General features: G+C 69.2%; 16 protein-coding genes and 1 tRNA gene. 9 read left to right on the top strand and 8 right to left on the bottom strand.

Annotated features, from left to right (window positions below; all coding sequences use genetic code 11):
- Positions 1–31 precede the first annotated feature (31 nt).
- Positions 32–1,990 carry a potassium transporter Kup gene (locus PKE78_RS00390; RefSeq protein ID WP_271198862.1) on the top strand — a complete coding sequence of 653 codons (1,959 nt, stop codon included), beginning with the start codon at positions 32–34 and terminating at the stop codon, positions 1,988–1,990.
- A 54-nt stretch (positions 1,991–2,044) separates the two neighbouring features.
- Here PKE78_RS00390 and PKE78_RS00385 read toward each other — a convergent pair whose 3' ends face one another.
- Genes PKE78_RS00385 through PKE78_RS00375 form a run of 3 tightly spaced genes read right to left on the bottom strand, consistent with a single transcriptional unit; the run spans position 2,045 to position 5,473 of the window.
- Complete coding sequence (locus PKE78_RS00385) at positions 2,045–2,389, bottom strand: DUF3253 domain-containing protein (protein ID WP_271198861.1); 345 nt, start codon at positions 2,387–2,389, stop codon at positions 2,045–2,047.
- 28 nt (positions 2,390–2,417) lie between these two features.
- A complete protein-coding gene (locus PKE78_RS00380) occupies positions 2,418–3,611 on the bottom strand; it encodes a YeeE/YedE thiosulfate transporter family protein (RefSeq protein ID WP_271198860.1) in 1,194 nt (397 codons plus the stop codon).
- Entirely contained in the window at positions 3,608–5,473 is a 1,866-nt protein-coding gene (locus PKE78_RS00375) for an ABC-F family ATP-binding cassette domain-containing protein (RefSeq protein ID WP_271198859.1), read from the bottom strand. Before PKE78_RS00375 ends, PKE78_RS00380 begins: the two co-directional genes overlap by 4 nt.
- 174 nt (positions 5,474–5,647) lie before the next feature.
- Here PKE78_RS00375 and PKE78_RS00370 point away from each other — a divergent pair, with 174 nt between their 5' ends.
- Positions 5,648–7,669, top strand: a complete 2,022-nt coding sequence (locus PKE78_RS00370; RefSeq protein ID WP_271198858.1) for a PhoX family protein — start codon at positions 5,648–5,650, stop codon at positions 7,667–7,669.
- A 386-nt stretch (positions 7,670–8,055) separates the two neighbouring features.
- On the opposite strand, the gene PKE78_RS00365 is transcribed toward PKE78_RS00370, so the two are convergent.
- A tRNA-Asp gene (locus PKE78_RS00365) sits at positions 8,056–8,132 on the bottom strand.
- A 260-nt stretch (positions 8,133–8,392) separates the two neighbouring features.
- Between PKE78_RS00365 and PKE78_RS00360 the strand changes: the two genes are divergently transcribed.
- The 5 genes from PKE78_RS00360 (at position 8,393) to PKE78_RS00340 (ending at position 13,527) form a co-directional block, all read left to right on the top strand.
- A complete protein-coding gene (locus PKE78_RS00360; protein WP_271198857.1) occupies positions 8,393–9,487 on the top strand; it encodes an ABC transporter ATP-binding protein in 1,095 nt (364 codons plus the stop codon).
- A gap of 70 nt (positions 9,488–9,557) precedes the next feature.
- Positions 9,558–10,871, top strand: coding sequence for an ABC transporter substrate-binding protein (locus tag PKE78_RS00355; RefSeq protein WP_271198856.1), 1,314 nt, complete (start codon positions 9,558–9,560; stop codon positions 10,869–10,871).
- Between the two features lie 214 nt (positions 10,872–11,085).
- Positions 11,086–11,946 (top strand): ABC transporter permease, encoded by an 861-nt coding sequence (locus tag PKE78_RS00350; RefSeq protein ID WP_271200035.1) that lies wholly within the window; start codon positions 11,086–11,088, stop codon positions 11,944–11,946.
- The gene (locus tag PKE78_RS00345) at positions 11,946–12,773 is read left to right on the top strand and encodes an ABC transporter permease (RefSeq protein ID WP_271198855.1); all 828 of its coding nucleotides are present in this window, start codon (positions 11,946–11,948) and stop codon (positions 12,771–12,773) included. The genes PKE78_RS00350 and PKE78_RS00345 overlap by 1 nt, the downstream gene beginning before the upstream one ends.
- Positions 12,774–12,783: 10 nt before the next feature.
- Positions 12,784–13,527, top strand: a complete 744-nt coding sequence (locus PKE78_RS00340; RefSeq protein ID WP_271198854.1) for an aspartate/glutamate racemase family protein — start codon at positions 12,784–12,786, stop codon at positions 13,525–13,527.
- A 218-nt stretch (positions 13,528–13,745) separates the two neighbouring features.
- On the opposite strand, the gene PKE78_RS00335 is transcribed toward PKE78_RS00340, so the two are convergent.
- The 3 genes from PKE78_RS00335 to PKE78_RS00325 all read right to left on the bottom strand — a co-directional run bounded on the left by PKE78_RS00335 (position 13,746) and on the right by PKE78_RS00325 (position 16,999).
- Positions 13,746–13,976: a DUF2934 domain-containing protein gene (locus tag PKE78_RS00335; protein WP_271198853.1), complete on the bottom strand. Its 231-nt coding sequence runs from the start codon at positions 13,974–13,976 to the stop codon at positions 13,746–13,748.
- An 87-nt stretch (positions 13,977–14,063) separates the two neighbouring features.
- Complete coding sequence (locus PKE78_RS00330) at positions 14,064–16,286, bottom strand: TonB-dependent receptor (RefSeq protein WP_271198852.1); 2,223 nt, start codon at positions 16,284–16,286, stop codon at positions 14,064–14,066.
- A gap of 515 nt (positions 16,287–16,801) precedes the next feature.
- Positions 16,802–16,999 carry a hypothetical protein gene (locus PKE78_RS00325; protein ID WP_271198851.1) on the bottom strand — a complete coding sequence of 66 codons (198 nt, stop codon included), beginning with the start codon at positions 16,997–16,999 and terminating at the stop codon, positions 16,802–16,804.
- A gap of 372 nt (positions 17,000–17,371) precedes the next feature.
- On the opposite strand from PKE78_RS00325, the gene PKE78_RS00320 reads away from it, so the two are divergent.
- The gene (locus tag PKE78_RS00320; protein ID WP_271198850.1) at positions 17,372–17,575 is read left to right on the top strand and encodes a hypothetical protein; all 204 of its coding nucleotides are present in this window, start codon (positions 17,372–17,374) and stop codon (positions 17,573–17,575) included.
- Positions 17,576–17,593: 18 nt separating this feature from the next.
- Here the strand turns inward: PKE78_RS00320 and PKE78_RS00315 are convergent, their stop codons facing one another.
- On the bottom strand, positions 17,594–17,773 hold the full coding sequence (locus PKE78_RS00315; protein ID WP_271198849.1) for a hypothetical protein: 180 nt from the start codon (positions 17,771–17,773) through the stop codon (positions 17,594–17,596).
- 150 nt (positions 17,774–17,923) lie between these two features.
- On the opposite strand from PKE78_RS00315, the gene PKE78_RS00310 reads away from it, so the two are divergent.
- Complete coding sequence (locus PKE78_RS00310) at positions 17,924–19,264, top strand: carbohydrate porin (RefSeq protein WP_271198848.1); 1,341 nt, start codon at positions 17,924–17,926, stop codon at positions 19,262–19,264.
- Position 19,265: the final 1 nt, after the last annotated feature.

Raw genomic sequence — 19,265 nt, 5'->3', positions numbered from 1 at the left:
GATCTCCGGAGCAACGCGGCTCAAGGCGAACATGACCGACAGCTCATCCGAGCGCCCTGCGCCGTCCTCCGAGGCGAGCCTCTCCGGCGCGACCGGCACCCATGGCGCCAGCGCCGCCGAAGCGGCGGCCACCCATGGCGAGCGACATAGCTTCTGGACGCTCACCATCGGCAGCGTCGGCGTCGTCTACGGCGACATCGGCACCAGTCCCCTCTACGCGATGCGCGAATCGCTGCTCCATCTCGGCCACCAGCCGAGCACGGAGGAGGTGATCGGCATCGTCTCGCTGCTGACCTGGGCGCTGGTGGTGGTGGTGACGTTCAAATACGTCTTCATCCTGCTCCGGGCCGACAACCACGGCGAGGGCGGCACCCTGTCGCTGATGGCGCTGGCGCAGACCGCGATCGGGCGCAACAGCACGGTGCTTCTGGCGCTCGGCGCCGTCGGCGCGGCGCTGTTCTACGGCGACGCCATCCTGACGCCGGCGATCTCGGTGCTGTCGGCGGTCGAGGGCCTCAAGGTCGCGACGCCGGTGTTCGAGCCCTACGTGCTGCCGATCACCATCGCGATCATCGTCGCGCTCTACGTCGTCCAGTCGTCCGGCACCGGCAAGGTCGCCGCGCTGTTCGGCCCCGTCACCGTGGTCTGGTTCGTGGTGATCGCGGCGCTCGGCGTGCTGCACATCTTCGACGCGCCGGTGGTGCTCCACGCGCTGAACCCCTACCACGCCGCCCTGTTTCTCGTGGACCATGGCTGGCTCGCCTTCATCGTGCTGGGCGCGACCTTCCTCGCGGTGACGGGCGCCGAGGCGCTCTACGCCGACATGGGCCATTTCGGCCGCGGGCCGATCCGCACCGCCTGGCTCGGCCTCGTGCTGCCGTCGCTCGTTCTGAACTATCTCGGCCAGGGCGGTCTCGCGATCTCCAACCCCGCGGCGATCAAGGACCTGTTCTTCCTGACCGCGCCGGAGTGGTTCCGGCTGCCGCTCGTGCTGCTCGCCTGCCTCGCGACCGTGGTGGCGAGCCAGGCCGTGATCTCCGGCGCCTATTCGCTGACCCGCCAGGCGATGCAGCTCGGCATGCTGCCGCATCTCGAGGTGCAGCACACGTCCCAGACCCAGGCCGGGCAGATCTACATGCCCAAGGTCAACTGGCTGATGCTCGCGGGCGTGCTGGCGCTCGTCATCGTGTTCCAGAGCTCGAGCTCGCTCGCCGCCGCCTACGGCATCGCGGTGACGGGCACGATGATCGTGACCACGCTGCTCGCGATCGTCGTCATCGCCAAGTTCTGGAAGTTCGGCTGGCTGGCCGCGATCGTCTGCATGACGCCGTTCCTGATCGTCGACGTCGCCTTCCTCAGCGCGAACCTGCTGAAGCTGCCGGACGGCGGCTACATCCCGCTGATCCTCGGCGCCGCGATCGTGGTGCTGATGTGGACCTGGATCCGCGGCGTGCGCTTCGTCGAGGGCCGCATCCGGCGCGAGAGCATCCCGATCGCGGAATTCGCGAAGTCCATGTCCACGAGCTCGGCGACGCGGGTGAAGGGCACGGCGATGTACCTGACTTCGTCGCCCGAGATCGCGCCGCCCGCGCTGCTGCATAACCTGAAGCACAACAAGGTGCTGCACGAGCGCAACGTCATCCTGTCGGTCCGCACCGAGCGGCAGCCGATCGTGCCCGAGGACGAGCGCATCGAGTTCGGGAAGGTCTCGGACGAGTTCTCGACCCTGATCGTGCGCTACGGCTTCATGGAGGACCCGAACCTCCCGCGCGCGCTGGCGCAGGCCAAGGCCTACGGCCTGCCGTTCGACATGATGAAGACGTCGTTCTTCGTCGGGCGCCGCTCGTTCCGGGCCTCCGCCAGCGTCGGCATGCCGCTGTGGCAGGACCACGTCTTCATCGGCCTGGTGCGCCAGTCCTTCGACGTGACCGAATACTTCCGCATTCCCGCCGGACGCGTGGTCGAGCTCGGCAACCAGATGGTGGTGTGAGGGGCGGAAGCGTCATCCCGGCCGAGCGAAGCGAGAGCCGGTATCGGGCGTAGGCTAGGGCGCCTCGTCCGGATCGCGATCCCGGCTCTCCGCCTGTGGCTCCGGCCGGGATGACGGATCGATCGTATCCTCCGCCGGCAGGCCGATCCGGTAGACGCCCTTGAAGTCGTCCGGGTCGACCGGCTTGCCCTTGCGGTAGATCGCGACCTCGCCGGCGCGGGCGAGGCCGACGGCCGCGGCCCGCACCGCCTTGATCCGGCCCTGCCAGGCGTCGCCCTCGAGCCCGTCGGCTTTCGCGGAGGCCTTCGCCGCCTCGGTCGGGCAGATGGTCTTGCCCGGCCCGCGTTCTGCGACGAGCCGCCGGATCGCCTCGAGGATGCTGTCGGTCGAGCGGGTCATGGCGCGTCCCTGTCCTTCCGCGGGCGGATCATGCGGCGGCCTGCGAGGCCGCGCTCGGATCGCCCATGAGCTTCAGCGTCACGACGATGCCGAGCGAGGTCGAGGCCAGGAACACCCAGCCGGAGACCGCGCCCACCGCGACGCCCGCGATCGCCTCGCCGGTGACCGCGCCTAGCGCCGTCATCGCGCCCCAGCCGAGCATGGTCCCGCCGAGGAGCATCTCCACGCATTCGCGGGCGGTGACGCCGGTCAGGCTGAAGCGGCCGGAGCCGACCGCGCAGGCGAAGGCGCCCAGTACGAAGCCGGCGATGATCACCACGTGGTGGGTGAGGGCGAAGCCCTCGATCCGAGGCACCACCAGCCCCGCGATCCCGGCGTCGAGGCCGGGCAGATGGTCCGGCGCGAGGCCGAGCGCGGTCGCGAGCCAGCGCGCGACCGTCGCGCATTCCGCGATCAGGCCGAGCGGCTCGCCGGCGGCGTAGCTCGCCGCGACGAGGACGCCCAGCAGCGCGCCGGCCGCGGTCGCCGGCCACGGCTCGATCAGCACCCGCCGCATGAGCCCCGCGTCGGACGCAGGCAGCTTCGGGCGCCAGCGCCAGAGCGCGGCGACGAGGACGGCGATCGCCGCGAGCTGGGCCGCGAGGGCGCCGGCGAGGCCGAGAGCGTCCGGCAGCCAGGGCGTCGGCGCGTGCTCGATCGCGGCCTCGAAGGTCCAGCGCCAGTGCGTTAGCGCCAGCACGAAGCCGGCGAACACCGCGAGCAGCGCGGGCGCCGCCACCAGCGAGCCCTCGCTGATGCGCCGGAGATGCACCATGACGCCGCCGCGCGAGATCACCGAGCCGACCCCGAACACGAAGCCCGCGATCGGCAGCAGCCAGTCCACCGGCCCGATGCGCGCGTTGGCGGGCGGCGCGAGGCCGAAGCCTGCGAGCGTGCCGAGCGTCAGCAGGGCGGCGACCGCGAGGGCGGCGAGGAAGCCCAGCAGCTGGCCGCTGTCCCGCAGCATCATCAGGTCGCGCCAGGCGCGCACCAGCGACAGCTCGCCCCGCTGCAGCGCGACCCCGAAGGCCACGCCCGCGACCAGCGCGAAGCTGCGCAGGCCGAACCCGCCGTCGAGCGCCGCGAAGGCGAACGAGCCGGCGAGGGCGAGGGCGATGATCGCGACCGCGAGCCCGGGCCGCGGGACCGCGAGATGCTTGAGGACGAGGGGCCGCCGCGTCACGCGGCGGCGGCCTCTTCCACGCTGGCGCTCGCCTCCAGCCAGGTCTCCTCGGCTTCGGCTTTGGCGCGCTCGACCTCGGCGCGCTTGACGCCCAGCGCGGCGGCCTTCTGGGGCTTGTCCGCGAAGCCGCCGCCGGCCGCGAGCTCCGCGTCGATGCGGGCGAGCTCGCGGTCGCAGGTCGCCATCAACTCCTCGAGCGAGGCGATCTTCTTCTTGAGCGCGCCGACGTCGATCCGCTTCGGCGCGGGCTCGGACGACATGCCCGTGCCCTTGCCGACCTTCTTCGACTTCCCCGAACCTTCGGCCGACAGGATGTATTTGCGGTAGTCGTCGAGATCGCCGTCGAACGGCTCGACCCCGCCGCCGCCGACCACCCACAGCCGGTCCGCCGTGGCGTCGAGCAGGTGCCGGTCATGGCTGATCAGGATGACCGCGCCGGCGTATTCGTTCAGCGCCTGCGCGAGGCTTTCGCGGCTGTCGATGTCGAGATGGTTGGTCGGCTCGTCGAGGATGAGCAGGTGCGGCGCGTGCCAGACCGCGAGGCCGAAGGCGAGGCGCGCCTTCTCGCCGCCGGACATCTTGCCGACCTTGGTGTTGGCCTTGTCGCCGGGGAAGCCGATCTGCGCGACCTTGCCGCGCACCTGCGCGTCGCCGGCGGTCGGCATCAGGCGGCGGATGTGGTCGTAGGGCGTGCCCTCGACGTCGAGGTCCTCGACATGGTGCTGGGCGAAGAAGCCGACCAGCATCTTGTCGGATTTGTTGACGCGGCCCACGCTCGCCTGGAGGCGGTTCGCCAGCAGCTTGGCGAAGGTGGACTTGCCGTTGCCGTTGGAGCCGAGCAGCGCGATGCGGTCGTCCGGATCGATGCGGATGTTGAGCTTGTGCAGGATGGTGCGGTCGCCGTAGCCCGCCGAGACGCCGTCGAGCGCGACCAGCGGCGGCGCCAGCTCCCGCTCCGGCTCCGGAATGCGGAACGGCACCACGCTGCTTTCGACCACTGCGTTGATCGGCTGCATCTTGGCGAGCCGCTTGACGCGGGACTGGGCCTGCGTCGCCTTGGAGGCCTTGGCCTTGAAGCGGGCGATGAAGGCCTCGAGCCGGGCGCGCTCCTCGGCCTGCGCCTTGGCCGCCTTCTGGTCGAGCGCCAGCTTCTCGCGGCGCATCCGGTCGAAGGCGTCGTAGTTGCCCTTCCAGACCGTCAGCTTGCCCTGGTCGAAGTGCAGGATGTGGTCGACGGAGGCGTTGAGCAGGTCGCGGTCGTGGCTGATGACCAGCGTCGTGCGCGGGTACTTCGCGAGGTAGTCCTGCAGCCAGAGCGTGCCTTCGAGGTCGAGGTGGTTGGTCGGCTCGTCGAGCAGCAGCAGGTCCGGCTCCGAGAACAGCACCGCCGCGAGCGCGACGCGCATGCGCCAGCCGCCGGAGAAGTCGGAGCACGGGCGCTGCTGCGCCTCGTCGTCGAAGCCGAGGCCCGACAGGATGCGGGCCGCCCGCGACGGCGCTTCGTAGGCGTCGATGTCGATCAGCCGCGTCACGATGTCGGAGATGCGGTCCGGATCGACGCAGGTCTCCGATTCCGCCATCAGCGCCGCGCGCTCCTTGTCGGCGGCGAGCACGACCTCGATCAGCGGCTCCGGCCCCGACGGCGCCTCCTGCGCCACGCGGCCGAGGCGCAGGCCCTTCGGCATGTTCACCGAGCCGTCGTCGGGACCGATGTCGCCCGCGAGCAGCTTGAACAGGGTGGTCTTGCCGGTGCCGTTGCGGCCGACGACGCCGACGCGCGCGCCCTCGGGAAGGAAGGCGCTCGCGCGGTCGAGCAGCACGCGTCCCGCGACGCGGCAGGTGAGGTCTTCGATCTGGATCATGACAGCCTGCTTGTGGCGCCTGCGAACGGCGTTGTCCACGGTCGCGACGGCTGGCGCGCCACATGTCGCGGCCGTCAAACGCCTGACATGGACGGCGCCGCAGATTGGACCCGTTCCAGTTCCGCGGCGGGCGAACCGGCCCGTCGTCTTCAAAGAACGTGACGGGGAAAACCGATGACCACTGACGACACGTCGGCCAAGGGCCGGGGCGCCGCCGACATTCGCGCGCATGAGGACGAAGAGGCGGCCGGCATCGATCGTCCGGGCCTGCACGCGACAGGCGACGCGCGGCCCCACAACGAGCCGTTCCGCTCCGTGCTCGCCCGCAACATCGAGCGCCGCTCGTTCCTGCTCGGCGCGGCGGCGACGGTGCCGGTGCTGATGGCGGGCTCCGCGGCGCTGCTGCCGACCGAGGCCGAGGCCGGCGCCCGCCGCCTGTCGTTCACGCCGATCGAGCCCTCGCAGCTCGACGACATCATCGTTCCGGAGAACTACGAGAGCCGCGTGCTGATCCGCTGGGGCGACCCGGTGCTGCCGACCGCTCCGACGTTCCAGCCCAACCGGCAGACGCCCGAGGCCCAGGAGCAGCAGTTCGGCTACAACTGCGACTTCGTCGGCTACTTCCCGCTCGACAGCGACCGCCGCGCCCTGCTGTGCGTGAATCACGAGTACACGTCCGGCGAGGACATGTTCAAGAACTACAGCCCCGGCGTGAACCGCAAGCAGGCCGAGGTCGAGATCGCGGCCCATGGCGGCTCGGTCGTGGAGATCCAGCGCGCCGGCTCGATCTGGAGCGTCGTGAAGAGCGACCGCTACAACCGCCGCATCACCGGCGACACGCCGATGGTCATCACCGGTCCCGCCGCCGGCGAGCCGCTGATGAAGACCTCCGCGGACCCGACGGGAACGCGCGTGCTCGGCATGCTGAACAACTGCGCCGGCGGCAAGACGCCGTGGGGCACGTGGCTGACCTGCGAAGAGAACTTCAATCAGTACTTCGCCAACAACGGTCTGGCCGCGGACCCCGCGATCAAGGCGGCGCATGCGCGCTACGGCGTGTCGAGCGGCCCCACCGGCCGCCGGTGGGAGGCGTTCTACGATCGCTTCGACGTGGTGAAGGAGCCGAACGAGCCGTTCCGCTTCGGTTGGGTGGTCGAGATCGACCCCTACGACCCGACCTTCGTCCCGCGCAAGCGCACCGCGCTCGGCCGCGCCAAGCACGAGGCCGCGACCACCGCGATCGCCAAGGACGGCCGCGTCGCGGTCTACACCGGCGACGACCAGCAGTTCGACTACGTCTACAAGTTCGTGTCGAAGAACAAGTACGACCCCGCCAACCGCGCCGCGAACTTCGACCTGCTCGACGAAGGCGTGCTCTACGTCGCCAAGCTCCATGACGACAACACCGGCGAGTGGATCCCGCTCACGATCGACAACCCGCTGCTGAAGGACAAGTTCTCCAGCCAGGGCGAGATCCTGATCAAGACCCGCCTCGCCGCCGACGCGGTCGGCGCGACCGCCATGGACCGGCCGGAGGACTGCCAGCCGAACCCCGTCAACGGCCGCGTCTACCTAACGATGACCAACAACAGCGCCCGTTCGAACATCGTCGCGGACTCCGGCTCGGCCCTCGCCAATCCGCGCGTGCCCAACCTCAACGGCCACATCATCGAGCTGACCGAGCAGAAGAACGACCACGCGGCGACGGCGTTCAAGTGGGAGATCTTCCTGCTCTGCGGCAATCCGGAGATCGACCTCAAGACCGATCCGGACTCGCTGACGCCCGGCCTCCCGTCCAGCGCGACCTTCTTCGCCGGCTACGCCGACGCGACCAAGCTCGGCAAGATCGCCTCGCCGGACAACATCGCCTTCTGCAGCAAGGGCCATCTCTGGATCGCCACCGACGGGCAGCCCAACAGCGCCGACATCGGCAACCCGAACGATGCGCTGCACGTGGTGCCGACGGTCGGCCGCGACCGCGGCTACCTCCGGCAGTTCCTCAGCGGCCCGAAGGGCTCGGAGGTCTGCGGGCCGGAGTTCTCGGACGACGAGCGCACGCTGTTCTGCGCGATCCAGCATCCGGGCGAGGGCGGCGGCATCCCGAACACGGTCAGCACCTGGCCGGACCGCCGGGAGCTACCGCGCCCGGCCGTGATCGCCGTGCGCCGCGAGGACGGCAAGGACATCGGTCTCTGATCGACGCGTCCCGCGCGGACCGACGAGACGGCGGCGGCCTTCGGGCCGCCGCCGACAGGCGAAACGCGCTTCCATGCCCCGGCTCGACCGGGGCATGGTCGTTTCGAGCGCCCGTTTGCGAGAGCCGACGTCCATCGCCTCGTCATGCCCGTGACGTCGCGGGCGTCCACGACTTGGGCGCGGAGCTCTACGGCCTCAGTAGGTGATGAATGTCCGCCTCCGGCGGGCGTGACGCGTTGTCTCGGGCGGACATCATCGCTCGTCAGCGCCCGCGACATCGCGCGCAGAAGCGGCGCGTTGGCTTGATCGGCTGACGATAAGCGGCGGATGGCCGGGATCGGGGATCGACCGGCGTCCAGGGTCCTGTCACGACCTCTGGAGAAGAATGGCGGGAGTGACGGGACTCGAACCCGCGGCCTCCGGCGTGACAGGCCGGCGCTCTAACCGACTGAGCTACACCCCCAAAAGCGAAGCATGCGCCCCGCTCAAGTGCGGCGGTTGGTACGGGACGGCGGGCGCCCTGTCAAGCGCTCCCGGCGCGTTGGTCGACCCGCCTGTGGGAAGCCGTCCGCTCACGCTTTCGGCGCCAGCTTCGCCTAAGTTTTAGGCACATGATGGCCTGCCATGCGCCAGCCGCGCGGGCCCCGCCGCATGGTCCTGCCCGGCCTGCGCGGCTGGCACGGGCGTTGCTGAGCGTTTTTCCGCGTTCGACGGGGAGACCGCATGGCCCAGGCAGCCGAGATCGACATCGCGTCCGTGACCAAGCGCTACGGACCGGAGGCCGTCGCGGTCGATTCCGTCAGCCTCAAGATCAAGGCCGGCTCCTACTGCTGCCTGCTCGGGCCCTCCGGCTGCGGCAAGACGTCCACGCTCCGGATGATCGCGGGCCACGAGAGCATCTCGTCCGGCGACATCCGCATCGGCGACGTGGTGGTGACCGACCTGCCGCCGGCGCGGCGGCCGACCTCGATGATGTTCCAGTCCTACGCGCTGTTCCCGCATCTCGACCTTGTCGACAACGTCGCCTTCTCGCTGAAGGTGAAGGGCGTCCCGAAGGCGGAGCGGCGCGCCAAGGCGCTCGAGATGCTGACGCTGATGGGACTCGAGCCCTACGCCGAGCGGCGCCCGGCGCAGCTCTCCGGCGGTCAGCAGCAGCGCGTCGCGCTCGCCCGCGCGCTGATCACCAACCCGCAGGCGCTGCTGCTCGACGAGCCGCTGTCCGCGCTCGACCCGTTCCTGAAGGTGCGCATGCGGCAGGAGCTGAAGCGGCTGCAGCGCGACCTCGGCATCACCTTCGTGCATGTGACGCACTCCCAGGAGGAGGCGATGGCGCTCGCCGACCTCGTGGTGGTGATGTCGGACGGCCGCATCGAGCAGGCCGCGCCGCCGCGCGAGATCTTCCGCCGACCCGCGACCGCCTTCGTCGCGCGCTTCATGGGCGACCACAACGTGCTCTCGGGCCGCGTGGCGGCGATCGACGACGACGGCGCGACGCTGGCCCTGCCCGACGGCGTGTCGTTCCGCACGCCGAAGGACCCGCGGCTGACGCTGGGCGAGCCGGCCGAGATCGCCATCCGCCGCGACCGCATCGCCATCGGCGAGGCCACCGCGCCGGGCTTCGGCGTGACCGGCCTCGTGAAGAACATCGAATACCGCGGCGGCTCGATGAAGGTGACGCTCGACGCCCCCGGCGTCGAGGAGTTCACGGTCTACGCCGACGAGGACGTGTTCGACGGCAAGCCGCACGCGGTCGGCGACGCCGTGCCGCTCGCATGGGCGCTCGCCGACGTCCACGTGCTGGCGCCGCCCACGCACTGATCCGCTTCCGACGACGCCTGAAAGCGCCAAAGACCCAAGCGCCAAGAACCTGAGACGCGAGAGAGACGCCATGACCGAGAAGACCCCCGACACGACGACCAACGCCGCCGCGGAAGGCGTCTCGCGCCGCACGCTGCTGAAGACCGGCGCGGCCGCCGCCGGCGTCGCGGCCGGCTCGGGCGCCGTCACCGGCTTCCCCACGATCTGGGCCCAGAACATCAAGAACGTCACGCTGCGCCAGTTCGGCACGGGCGTCTCGAACCTCAACGCCATCGCCGACAAGGTGAAGCAGGACCTCGGCTTCACGCTGCAGATGACCGCGCTCGACAGCGACAGCGTCACCCAGCGCACCGTGACCCAGCCCGACAGTTACGACATCGCCGACATCGAGTACTGGATCTGCAAGAAGGTCTATCCGACCGGCGCGCTGCAGCCGATGGACGTCAAGAAGATCAAGTATTACGACCAGATCGTCCCGATCTTCACAACCGGCAAGCTGACGCCCGAGAGCAAGATCGCGCAAGGCACGGCGCCCCACACCGTCAGCTTCGTCGAGGGCCCCGGCGCGAAGACCTTCGCGAAGGGGCAGACCGGCTGGATGACGCTGATCCCGACGATCTACAACGCCGACACGCTCGGCATCCGCCCCGATCTCGTCGGGCGCCCGATCGGCAACTGGAAGGACATCCTCGACCCCAAGTTCAAGGGCAAGACCTCGATCCTGAACATCCCGTCGATCGGCATCATGGACGCGGCGATGATCTGCGAGAGCGCCGGCCTCGTCAGCTATGGCGACAAGGGCAACATGACCGAGGACGAGATCGACAAGACGATCGCCGTCCTGATCGAGGCCAAGCGCAACGGCCAGTTCCGGGCCTTCTGGAAGACCTTCGACGAGAGCGTGAACCTGATGGCCTCGGGCGAGGTCATCATCCAGTCGATGTGGTCGCCGGCGGTGACCGCCGTGAAGTCGAAGGGCATTCCTTGCGTCTACCAGCCGCTCGCCGAAGGCTACCGCGCCTGGGGCGGCGGGCTCGGCATCGGCAAGAACGTCAAGGGCCTGCAGCTCGACGCGGCCTACGAGTACATCAACTGGTACCTGTCCGGCTGGTGCGGCGCCTACCTGAACCGCCAGGGCTACTACTCCGCCTGCCTCACCACCGCGAAGGAGCACATGTCGCCGGAGGAGTGGGCGTTCTGGATGGAGGGCAAGCCGGCCGCCATCGACATCAAGTCGCCCGACGGCAAGGAGATCGAGAAGGCCGGCGCGGTGCGCGACGGCGGCTCGTTCGAGGAGCGCATGGGCCGCGTCGCGTGCTGGAACGCGGTCATGGACAAGGACCGCTACATGGTCCGCAAGTGGAACGAGTTCATCGCCGCGTGACGGCTGCCCGGATCGCAGCGATGGCCATGCGTCGCCCCCTCCGCCGCTTCGCGGTCCGCCTCCCCCGCCGTGCGGGGGAGGATAGGAGTGCGCTGGGTCGAACCTCCTCCGCTCGCGGAGGAGGGGGACCATGCGGAGCATGGTGGAGGAGGCCCGCCGCAGCATGACCGCCATCGAAGCGCCGTCCGACATCCTGGAGACGCCCGCCCCGACCATGCGGAGGCGGGCGAGCCGCAGGCTCGCCTCCTACCTGCAGGCCGCGCCGCTCGCGCTGATCCTCGGCGCGTTCCTGCTGCTGCCGATCGCGGCGATCGTGATCGTCAGCTTCTGGGACTACGACAGCGTCCAGATCTACCCCGACTTCGTCACCCTCAACTACGCCGAAACGCTCGGCTCCTGGGTGACGTGGCGGACCTTCTTCAACACCGTGAAATTCGTCGTGCTGGTGTGGGCGATCTCGCTGTTCGTCGGCTTCTGGGTGGCCTACTTCCTCGCCTTCCACGTCCGCACCGTGAAGATGCAGACGGCGCTGTTCCTGCTCTGCACCATCCCGTTCCTCACCTCGAACATCATCCGCATGATCTCGTGGGTGCCTTTCCTCGGCCGCAACGGGTTGCTCAACTCCGCCCTGGTCGATCTCGGCATCGTGCCGGCGCCGCTGGAGTTCCTGCTGTTCTCGGAGTTCGCGGTGGTGCTCGCCATGGTGCACCTCTACGCGCTGTTCATGGTGACGCCGATCTTCAACACGCTGGTGCGCATCGACCGCTCGCTGGTGGAGGCGGCGCGCGACGCCGGCGCCTCGGCGACGCAGATCCTCACCAACATCATCATCCCGCTCGCCAAGCCCGGCATCGCGATCGGCTCGATCTTCGTGGTCACGCTGGTGATGGGCGACTTCATCACCGTGCGCTTCATGTCGGGCGGCCAGTCGGCCTCGGTCGGCCTGATGATCGCGAACCAGATCTCGCTGCTGCAGTACCCGGCGGCCGCCGCCAACGCGGTGGTGCTGCTGGCGGTGGTGCTGATGATGGTGGCCGCCATCCTCAGGATCGTCGACATCCGGAAGGAGCTGTGATGTCCGGCGAGAAGCGCCCGTTCTCCTTCTATGTGCTCGCGGCGTTCTTCGGCCTGTTCGTGCTGTTCCTGTACGGGCCGATGTCGACGATCCTTATCCTCGCCTTCCAGGGCCCGAACGGCGGCCTCACCTTCCCGATGAACGGGGTGTCGCTGCGCTGGTTCCAGAACCTGTTCGAGCAGCAGGCGGTGGGCGATTTCGGCGGCGCCTTCACGCGCTCGCTGATCCTCGGCCTGATGGTGATGGTCACCACCGTGCTGGTGTCGCTGCTCGCAGGCCTCGCCTTCCGGCGCCGCTTCCTCGGCTCCACCGTGCTGTTCTATCTGACGATCTCGAGCCTGGTGGTGCCGTCGATCCTCGTCAGCCTCGGCATCGGCCTCGCCTTCCAGATCGTGGGCTGGCAGCCGGCCTGGTGGAGCTCGGGCTTCGGCGCGCATCTCACCTGGACGCTGCCCTTCGGGGTGCTGATCATGTTCGCGGTGTTCAACCGCTTCTCCCCGGCCTATGAGGAGGCGGCGCGCGACCTCGGCGCCTCGGACTGGCAGACCTTCGCCCACGTGGTGCTGCCGATGATCCTGCCGAGCCTCGTGGGCGTCGGACTGTTCGGCTTCACGCTGTCCTACGACGAGTTCGCCCGCACGCTCATGACGTCCGGCTCGTTCAACACGCTGCCGCTCGAGATCTACGGCATGACCACCAACGTGACGACCCCGGTGCTCTACGCCCTCGGCGCGGTGACGACGCTGGTGTCGGCCGCGGCGATCCTCGCGGCGCTGGCCGCGATCACGCTGATCGGCAAGCAGCGCAAGAAGCTCGGGCCGTCATGAGACGGCGCGCGTGAAGCTGCTCGTCGTCAATCCGAACACGACCGCATCGATGACCGCGAAGATCGGCGAGGCCGCGCGCTCGGTCGCGGGCGCCGGCGTGGAGATCGTCGCCGTGACCTCGCCGATGGGGCCGGCCTCGATCGAGGGCTTCTACGACGAGGCCTTCGCGGTTCCCGGGCTGATCGCGGCGATCGCCGACGGCCAGCGCGCCGGCGCCGACGCGGCGATCGTCGCCTGTTTCGACGACACCGGGCTCGACGCGGCGCGCAGCTTCGGAAATATCCCCGTGGTCGGCATCTGCGAGGCGGCGCTCGTCACCGCCGGGCAGATCGCGAAGCGGATCGCGGTGGTGACCACGCTCGCCCGCTCGGTCGTCCCGGTGGAGGAGCTCGTCCGCCGCTACGGCTACGCCGAGCGCGTCCGGGTCAGCGCCTGCGATGTGGCCGTGCTCGCGCTGGAGGAGCCGGGATCGGGCGCGCGCTCCAAGCTCGAGGCCGAGATCGCCCGCGCGGTCGCCGGCGGCGCCGAGGCCGTCGTGCTCGGCTGCGCCGGGATGGCCGATCTCGCCAAGGCCCTGTCCGCGCGCTTCGGCCTGCCGGTGGTGGACGGGGTCGCGGCGGCGGTCAAGCAGGCCGAGGCGCTGGTCTCGCTCGGCCTCGCGACCGCCAAGACCGGGGCCTACGCGACGCCCTCTCCTAAGGCCTATGCCGGGATGCTCGCGCCCTTCGCGCCGGAATCGGACGGACGGACCTGAACGAACCGGGGCCCGAACGCGGCTGACCCGCGCGGGAGGAGGGCGTCTCCGCGGCGCCAAGGCCGTAAGGCTCCGCCCGATCAGACCCCCAGGAGGCCGATTTCGTCCCAGCTGGTCGTCCGGCGCCAGCCATCGCCAGTTCCCCGGCGCCACTGACGTAACGAAAAGGAAAGCCGCCCGGCGACGGATCGCGGGCGGCTTTCTCATCAGGCTAAGAGTCAGGACGGGCGAGCGGCCTTGCGCCGAGGGGGCTTTGCAGCGACGGCGGGCTCTGCGCTTGCGGCCTCCTCGCCGCCGCCGACCTCGGTCGGCGCTTGCGGCGCGCTTGTGGGGTCGACGCCCAGCTCCTGGCGTGCGCGCTCCCAGTGCTCGTGTTCGCGTCCCTCCGGACGGCCTTCCTCGATCCAGATCTGATACGCCCGTTCGCGGACGTCCTGCGTGCGGTCCATGCGCTCCTCCTGTTGGCGGAGAAACGGCGAGGGACGGCCCGGCGTTCCCTGCGCGCCGTCGGGCGGGGAGGGCGCCGGAGCCGGACTTCAGAAGTCGACCGAGGCGGAGAGCAGGAAGGTGCGCGGCGCGCCGACGGCGAGGAAGCCGCGGGCGGACGAGGACCAGTAGGCCTTGTCGAACACGTTCTGGACGTCGGCGCGGATGACCACCGGCTTGTCCAGCGGGCCGGTGAAGGCGTAGCGGGCGCCGAGGTCGAACCGCGTCCAGCTCGCCACCTTCTGGTCGTTCGCCTGATCGAATTTCGTGGCGCCGGTGTAGAGCACCCGTCCGGTGGCGGTCAGGCCGGCGACCCAGGGCAGGTCGTACTCGCCATAGAGATTGATCGCCGTTTTCGGCACGCCGGGAGCGTCGTTGCCGTCAAACGCCCCGCTGGCGGTCTTCTCCAGCTCGGCGTCGAGGAAGGTGACGCCGCCGAGCAGCCGAAGCCCCTCGATCGGCTCGCCGGCTACGCTCAGCTCCACGCCGCGATTGACCTGCCGGCCATCGACGCCGAACGATGGCAGCGTTCCTTGAGGCGATCCCGGAGGGACTGGCGCGAGGAAGCCGTTCGGCTGCCGAATCTCGAACAGGGCGGCGGTGAACAGGAACGAGCCGAAGTCGTACTTGACGCCCACTTCTCGCTGCTTGTTCACGACGGGAGCGAACGCCTCGCCGGCGTTGGCCACCGTCGCGGGCGTGCCCGGCGCCGTCGGGCCTTCGGTCAGCGCCTCGACGTAGTTTGCGTAGACCGACAGGCTCTCGGTGACCCGCACCGTCGCGGCGATGGCCGGGCTGAATCGCTCGTCGTCGTAGTAGTAGGTGTTCAGGCCGATCGGGCCGCGATCGGGCCGGGTGTTGAAGCCGCGCGACCGAATGTGCTGGTAGCGTCCGCCGAGCGTGAGCTGGAGCCGGCCTTCGGCGAAGGACAGCGTGTCGGACACGGCGATGCTGGAGGCCCGCAGGTCCGCGAACAGCGGCAGGTCGTCGGAGCGCGCGAAGCCGCCCGTGCTCGGCGAGCCGCCCGGCAGGCCGCCCGGATTGTAGATGTTGGTCGGGAAGCTCGGGAGGGCCGGGGGCACGAAGCCGCCGCGGTAGTTCTCGTTGAGCGCGCGCGAGGCGGCGACGTTGACCTGATGCCCGATGAAGCCGGTCTCGAACTTCGAGCGCACGCCGACTTCGCCCGTGAAGCCCTGGATCTGCTGCGGCTGGATGGCGAGCGTCGCCAGCGCGTCGCCGTCGGCGTTGAGGATGCGATAGGACGAGGTGAGAAAATCCTCGCGGTAGCGGCTGGCGCCGGCGGCGGCGTAGATCGTCGTTTCCGGCAGCAAATCGAACTCGACGCGGCTCGCGGCCATCTTGTAGTCGCTGTCGATGTATTCGAACGCGTTCGCCGTGTTCTTCCGGCCGTTGGGCGCGCGCGGTATGTCGAAACCCGGCGCCGCCGAGTTGAACAGCGACGTGGGCGCCTCGATGTTCTGCTTGGAGTGGTTGAGGTCGAGCGAGGCGCGGAAGCGGTCGCTGCGGTAGTCGAGGGCAAGCGCCGCGACGCTGACTTCGCTCTCGTTCCGGTCGAGCGCGGTGTCGCCGTTGCGGTAGGAGCCGTTGAAGCGGATGCCCCATGCGTTGTCGGGGCCGAAGCGGCGGCTCACGTCCACATGCGTTCCGAGCTGGAAGTCGCTGCGGAAGCTGGTGGTGACGCGCGTCAGCGGTTCGTCGCCGGCGCGCTTGGGCACGAGGTTGACCGTGCCGCCGACGCGGCCGACGCCGCCGTTCACCAGTTGGGTCGGGCCCTTGATGATCTCGACCCGCTCGATGCCGTCGAGGAAACTGCGACGGGCGTTGGCGATGTAGGGCAGGCCGTCGAAGAAGACGTCGAGATTGGTGACCGAGAAGCCGCGGATGAAGAAGGCGTCGCGCTCGCTGAAGGGCGGCGCGTCGGCCCGCACCGACGGGTCGTTCAGCGTGACGTCGGCGATCGACTGGGCCTGCTGGTCTCGGATCAGCTTCTCGGTGTAGCCGGAGATGCTGAACGGCGTTTCGAGGATCGAGCGGTTGCCCAGCATGCCGAGCCGGGCGCCGGTGGCGACCTGGCCGCCGGCGTAAGGGGCCGGCGGCTGGCCGACCGTGGCGGTGGCGGGCTTCACATCGCCCCAACGCGTTCCTTCGACCCTGAGTTCGTCAAGCACGGTCGCGCCGGCGGCCCCGGCGTCCGGCCGTGCGGCCTCGCTCTGCGCCAAAGCCGGCCCGATCGCGAGCAGCGACATCCCCATGGCGGCCGGTCCGGACAAGCCGCGACCGAACCACCGCAATCCCCGCCCCCTCATCGTCCCATCCCCATTGTCCGTGCCGGAAACCCGCGCATCGCGCCGATCTCGTCCCGCGACTGGGCGAAACGCCCGATCTCCGGCAGCAACTCCGCGCATTCGCCAAAGAATTGGCGGCGCTTACGTCAACGGGTGCTATGGGCAGAAAGGGTGATGGTCATCCAAATATATCGTGACGCAATCCGAATTGTATTATTTCTATTCTAGATAGTGTTCAATCTAGATTTATTCTAGTTTTGCACGCGGAAACGTCAGGCGTTGGAAGCCGGTGTTCTGGACGTACGGGCCTGCGCAGCCGCCGTCGGAGCGCGAAAAGGGAACCGGCCAGACTGCAAGGGCTCGGAGCCGCGCTGGATCGCCGTCGGCGTCGACGCGCGTGCAGGCGGCGGGCGTTCGCAAAAACGCCTAGCGACCGTTCCACCCGGCGCGCGCGTGATGCTGACGCCGCGACCCGGCGAGAGTCAGCATCGTTTCTGGGTCGCGTAGGTAAGTCCCGCGGCCGTCAGCCAGGATTGCCACACGTCCAGGAGCGCCTGCAGCGCGCCTTCCTTGGTAGCCTCCCGGCCGCCGAGCGCAGCCGGCCTCGGACCATCCTGGACGTCAGCCTGCTTCAGCGCGAACAGCGCCCAATAGGACGACTCGTCCGCCTCGACGGTCACGCCTCCGATCGCCACACGGTGCGAATAGACCGTAAGGACGTCGTCATTTGGGCTTGAAACGACATGGAGCACAACATATTCCCCCCTTTTACTGTAACGAGAATAATAATTGAACGCATTGTAAGGAAAAATGGTTCCATATAGGCGATTTATTTCTCGATATCGAAGTAATCGTATGCGAAATATGGTTTCTCACAGCGACGTGGGCGCGGGGCTGACGGTGGCTGCGGGGCCGCCAGCGCCGGTTGTGGCGCAGCGACAGCCGTCACATTTCGTTTGATGCGATAGCCTTGGTTGCCACAACGCACGAGAGGCGAGAAGGTTCCATTCGCGGTCGCGCGCCCAATGACGCGGCCCGGTTGGGAGAATTCGATGCTGCAGCATCTCATGTACGAAATCGTCGGCGTGGCGTTGTTCGCCGCGGCGATTCTTCTGATCGTGATCGCGCGGCGGGAGGGCGGGCGCACCGCGGGCGTTTTGCGGGACAAGAGCAATCTGGCGACGATCTACTCGCTCGGAGTGACCTTCCTGCTGGCGGGCGGCGTCGCGGGCATCATCCTCGGCTTCAGCACCTGACGGCGCGACGCCGGCGCATCACAGCCGCGGCGTACGCACCCGGTCGGCCGTCAGCGCCTCCGGCCACAGCCCCGCCCATTCGACCGCGACGCAGACGGCGACGACCGCCGCGACCACGGCGATCGCAATGAGCTGCGGTCGTGACGGCGGCCGCCGCACGATCATCGCCATGCGCATGAAGAGCCGGGAAAGGTCCATGGCTCGGATATAGCGCGCGGCCCCGGCTTCGACGATTGGACCGCCTTGGCGGATCGCCGCAGGCGGCGCGGCAGGTTGAGCCTCACGGAGCCGCGTGCGACCCTGAGCGAAACATAAGACGCTCGGAACGCGATCGCGGGGGAACATCAGGTGAGGCGTTTTCGATCGGCCGCCGCGGGCGCGGCCGGGCTCGTCCTGTTCGGCCTCTGCCCCGCGGCGCCGGCGCTCGCGGATGACGACGACGGCGGGTCCGTGCTCGACTCCGTGCCCACATTGTCGGAGCTGAAGGCCGGACGCGACGCTCTCGCCGAGCGCGGCTTCCGGTTCTCCGGCTTCTACTTCTCCGACATGCGCGCGGTCGCGCGCGGCGGGATCAGCCGCGGCGGGGCCTATATGGGGCTCGCGAGCCTGTCGCTCGACGTCGACGCGGAAAAGACGCTCGGGATCGAGGGCGGCTCGCTGCACGTCAACGCGCTGCAGATCCATGGCCGCGACCTGGCCGAGCGCCGCGTCGGCAATATTCTGGCCGGCAACGACATCGGCGCCATGCCGACGACGCGTCTGTTCGAGCTCTATTACGAGCAGCGTTTCGACGACCGCCTCGCCGTGCGCGTGGGCCAGCTCGCGGCCGATGAGGTTTTTCTCAAGAGCGGCTATGCGGAGCTGTTCATCGGCGCGACCTTCGGCTGGGCGGCGTCGCCGTCGGAAAACCTGCCGCAGGAGGGGCCGGCCTATCCGCTGGCGGCGCTCGGCGCGCAGGCGACCTTCGAGGCGACCGACGATCTCACCGTCCGGGCCGCGATCTATAACGGCGCCGCCGCCCCGCTCGACGCCGAGGAGCCGGAGGAGGCGAATCGGCGCGGGTCGAACTTCCGCCTGAAGGACCCGCCGCTGGTGATCGCCGAGGGCGAATATCGCTACGGCGGCGGGGAGGAGGGGCTCTCCGGCGCGGTGAAGCTCGGCGGCTACCTGCATTTCGGCGACTTCGCCCGCCTGCGCGACGGCGAAGACGCGGAGCGGACGCGGGACCGCAATTTCAATGTCTACGCCGTCTGGGACCAGCAGGTCTTCCGTCCCGAGGGCGAGGACGACGAGGCGGGCTTCGGCGTTTTCGCGCGCGTCATCCTCGGCCCGTCAGACCGCAACGCCGTCAGCGCCTATGTGGACGGCGGCGTGGTCGTGCGCGGCATGGTTCCGAGCCGCCCCGCCGACGTCTTCGGCGTGGCAGTGGCCTACGCCGATTTCTCGCCGGCGCTCGCGCACGCCGACCGGGCGGCGAACGTGGAGGCGGGCGTCCGCGGACCTGTGCGCGACTTCGAGATGACGTTCGAGGCGAACTACCGCGCCGAGATCGTCCCCGGCCTCACCGTGCAGCCGACCGCGCAATACGTCGTCCACCCCGGCGGCTCGGTCGCGCACCCCAAGGGCGACGGCCGCCGCCGCATTCCGGACGCGCTCGTCTTCGGGCTGACGACGATCGCCCGGTTCTGAC

The sequence above is a fragment of the Methylopila turkensis genome, assembly GCF_027922325.1.
GTDB lineage: Bacteria > Pseudomonadota > Alphaproteobacteria > Rhizobiales > Methylopilaceae > Methylopila > Methylopila turkensis.
Note: the sequence above shows the minus strand (reverse complement) of the source record. Positions and strands in the feature narration are given on the sequence as shown.

What these genes read in the sequence shown, in the direction of transcription:
- PKE78_RS00350 (WP_271200035.1), top strand. Translation starts at nt 11,086, where the DNA reads ATGCGGAGGCGGGCGAGCCGCAGGCTCGCCTCCTACCTGCAGGCCGCG.
- PKE78_RS00320 (WP_271198850.1), top strand. Translation starts at nt 17,372, where the DNA reads ATGCTGCAGCATCTCATGTACGAAATCGTCGGCGTGGCGTTGTTCGCC.
- PKE78_RS00385 (WP_271198861.1), bottom strand. Translation starts at nt 2,389, where the DNA reads ATGACCCGCTCGACCGACAGCATCCTCGAGGCGATCCGGCGGCTCGTC.
- PKE78_RS00390 (WP_271198862.1), top strand. Translation starts at nt 32, where the DNA reads ATGACCGACAGCTCATCCGAGCGCCCTGCGCCGTCCTCCGAGGCGAGC.
- PKE78_RS00355 (WP_271198856.1), top strand. Translation starts at nt 9,558, where the DNA reads ATGACCGAGAAGACCCCCGACACGACGACCAACGCCGCCGCGGAAGGC.
- PKE78_RS00375 (WP_271198859.1), bottom strand. Translation starts at nt 5,473, where the DNA reads ATGATCCAGATCGAAGACCTCACCTGCCGCGTCGCGGGACGCGTGCTG.
- PKE78_RS00330 (WP_271198852.1), bottom strand. Translation starts at nt 16,286, where the DNA reads ATGGGGATGTCGCTGCTCGCGATCGGGCCGGCTTTGGCGCAGAGCGAG.
- PKE78_RS00335 (WP_271198853.1), bottom strand. Translation starts at nt 13,976, where the DNA reads ATGGACCGCACGCAGGACGTCCGCGAACGGGCGTATCAGATCTGGATC.
- PKE78_RS00370 (WP_271198858.1), top strand. Translation starts at nt 5,648, where the DNA reads ATGACCACTGACGACACGTCGGCCAAGGGCCGGGGCGCCGCCGACATT.
- PKE78_RS00315 (WP_271198849.1), bottom strand. Translation starts at nt 17,773, where the DNA reads ATGGACCTTTCCCGGCTCTTCATGCGCATGGCGATGATCGTGCGGCGG.
- PKE78_RS00360 (WP_271198857.1), top strand. Translation starts at nt 8,393, where the DNA reads ATGGCCCAGGCAGCCGAGATCGACATCGCGTCCGTGACCAAGCGCTAC.
- PKE78_RS00345 (WP_271198855.1), top strand. Translation starts at nt 11,946, where the DNA reads ATGTCCGGCGAGAAGCGCCCGTTCTCCTTCTATGTGCTCGCGGCGTTC.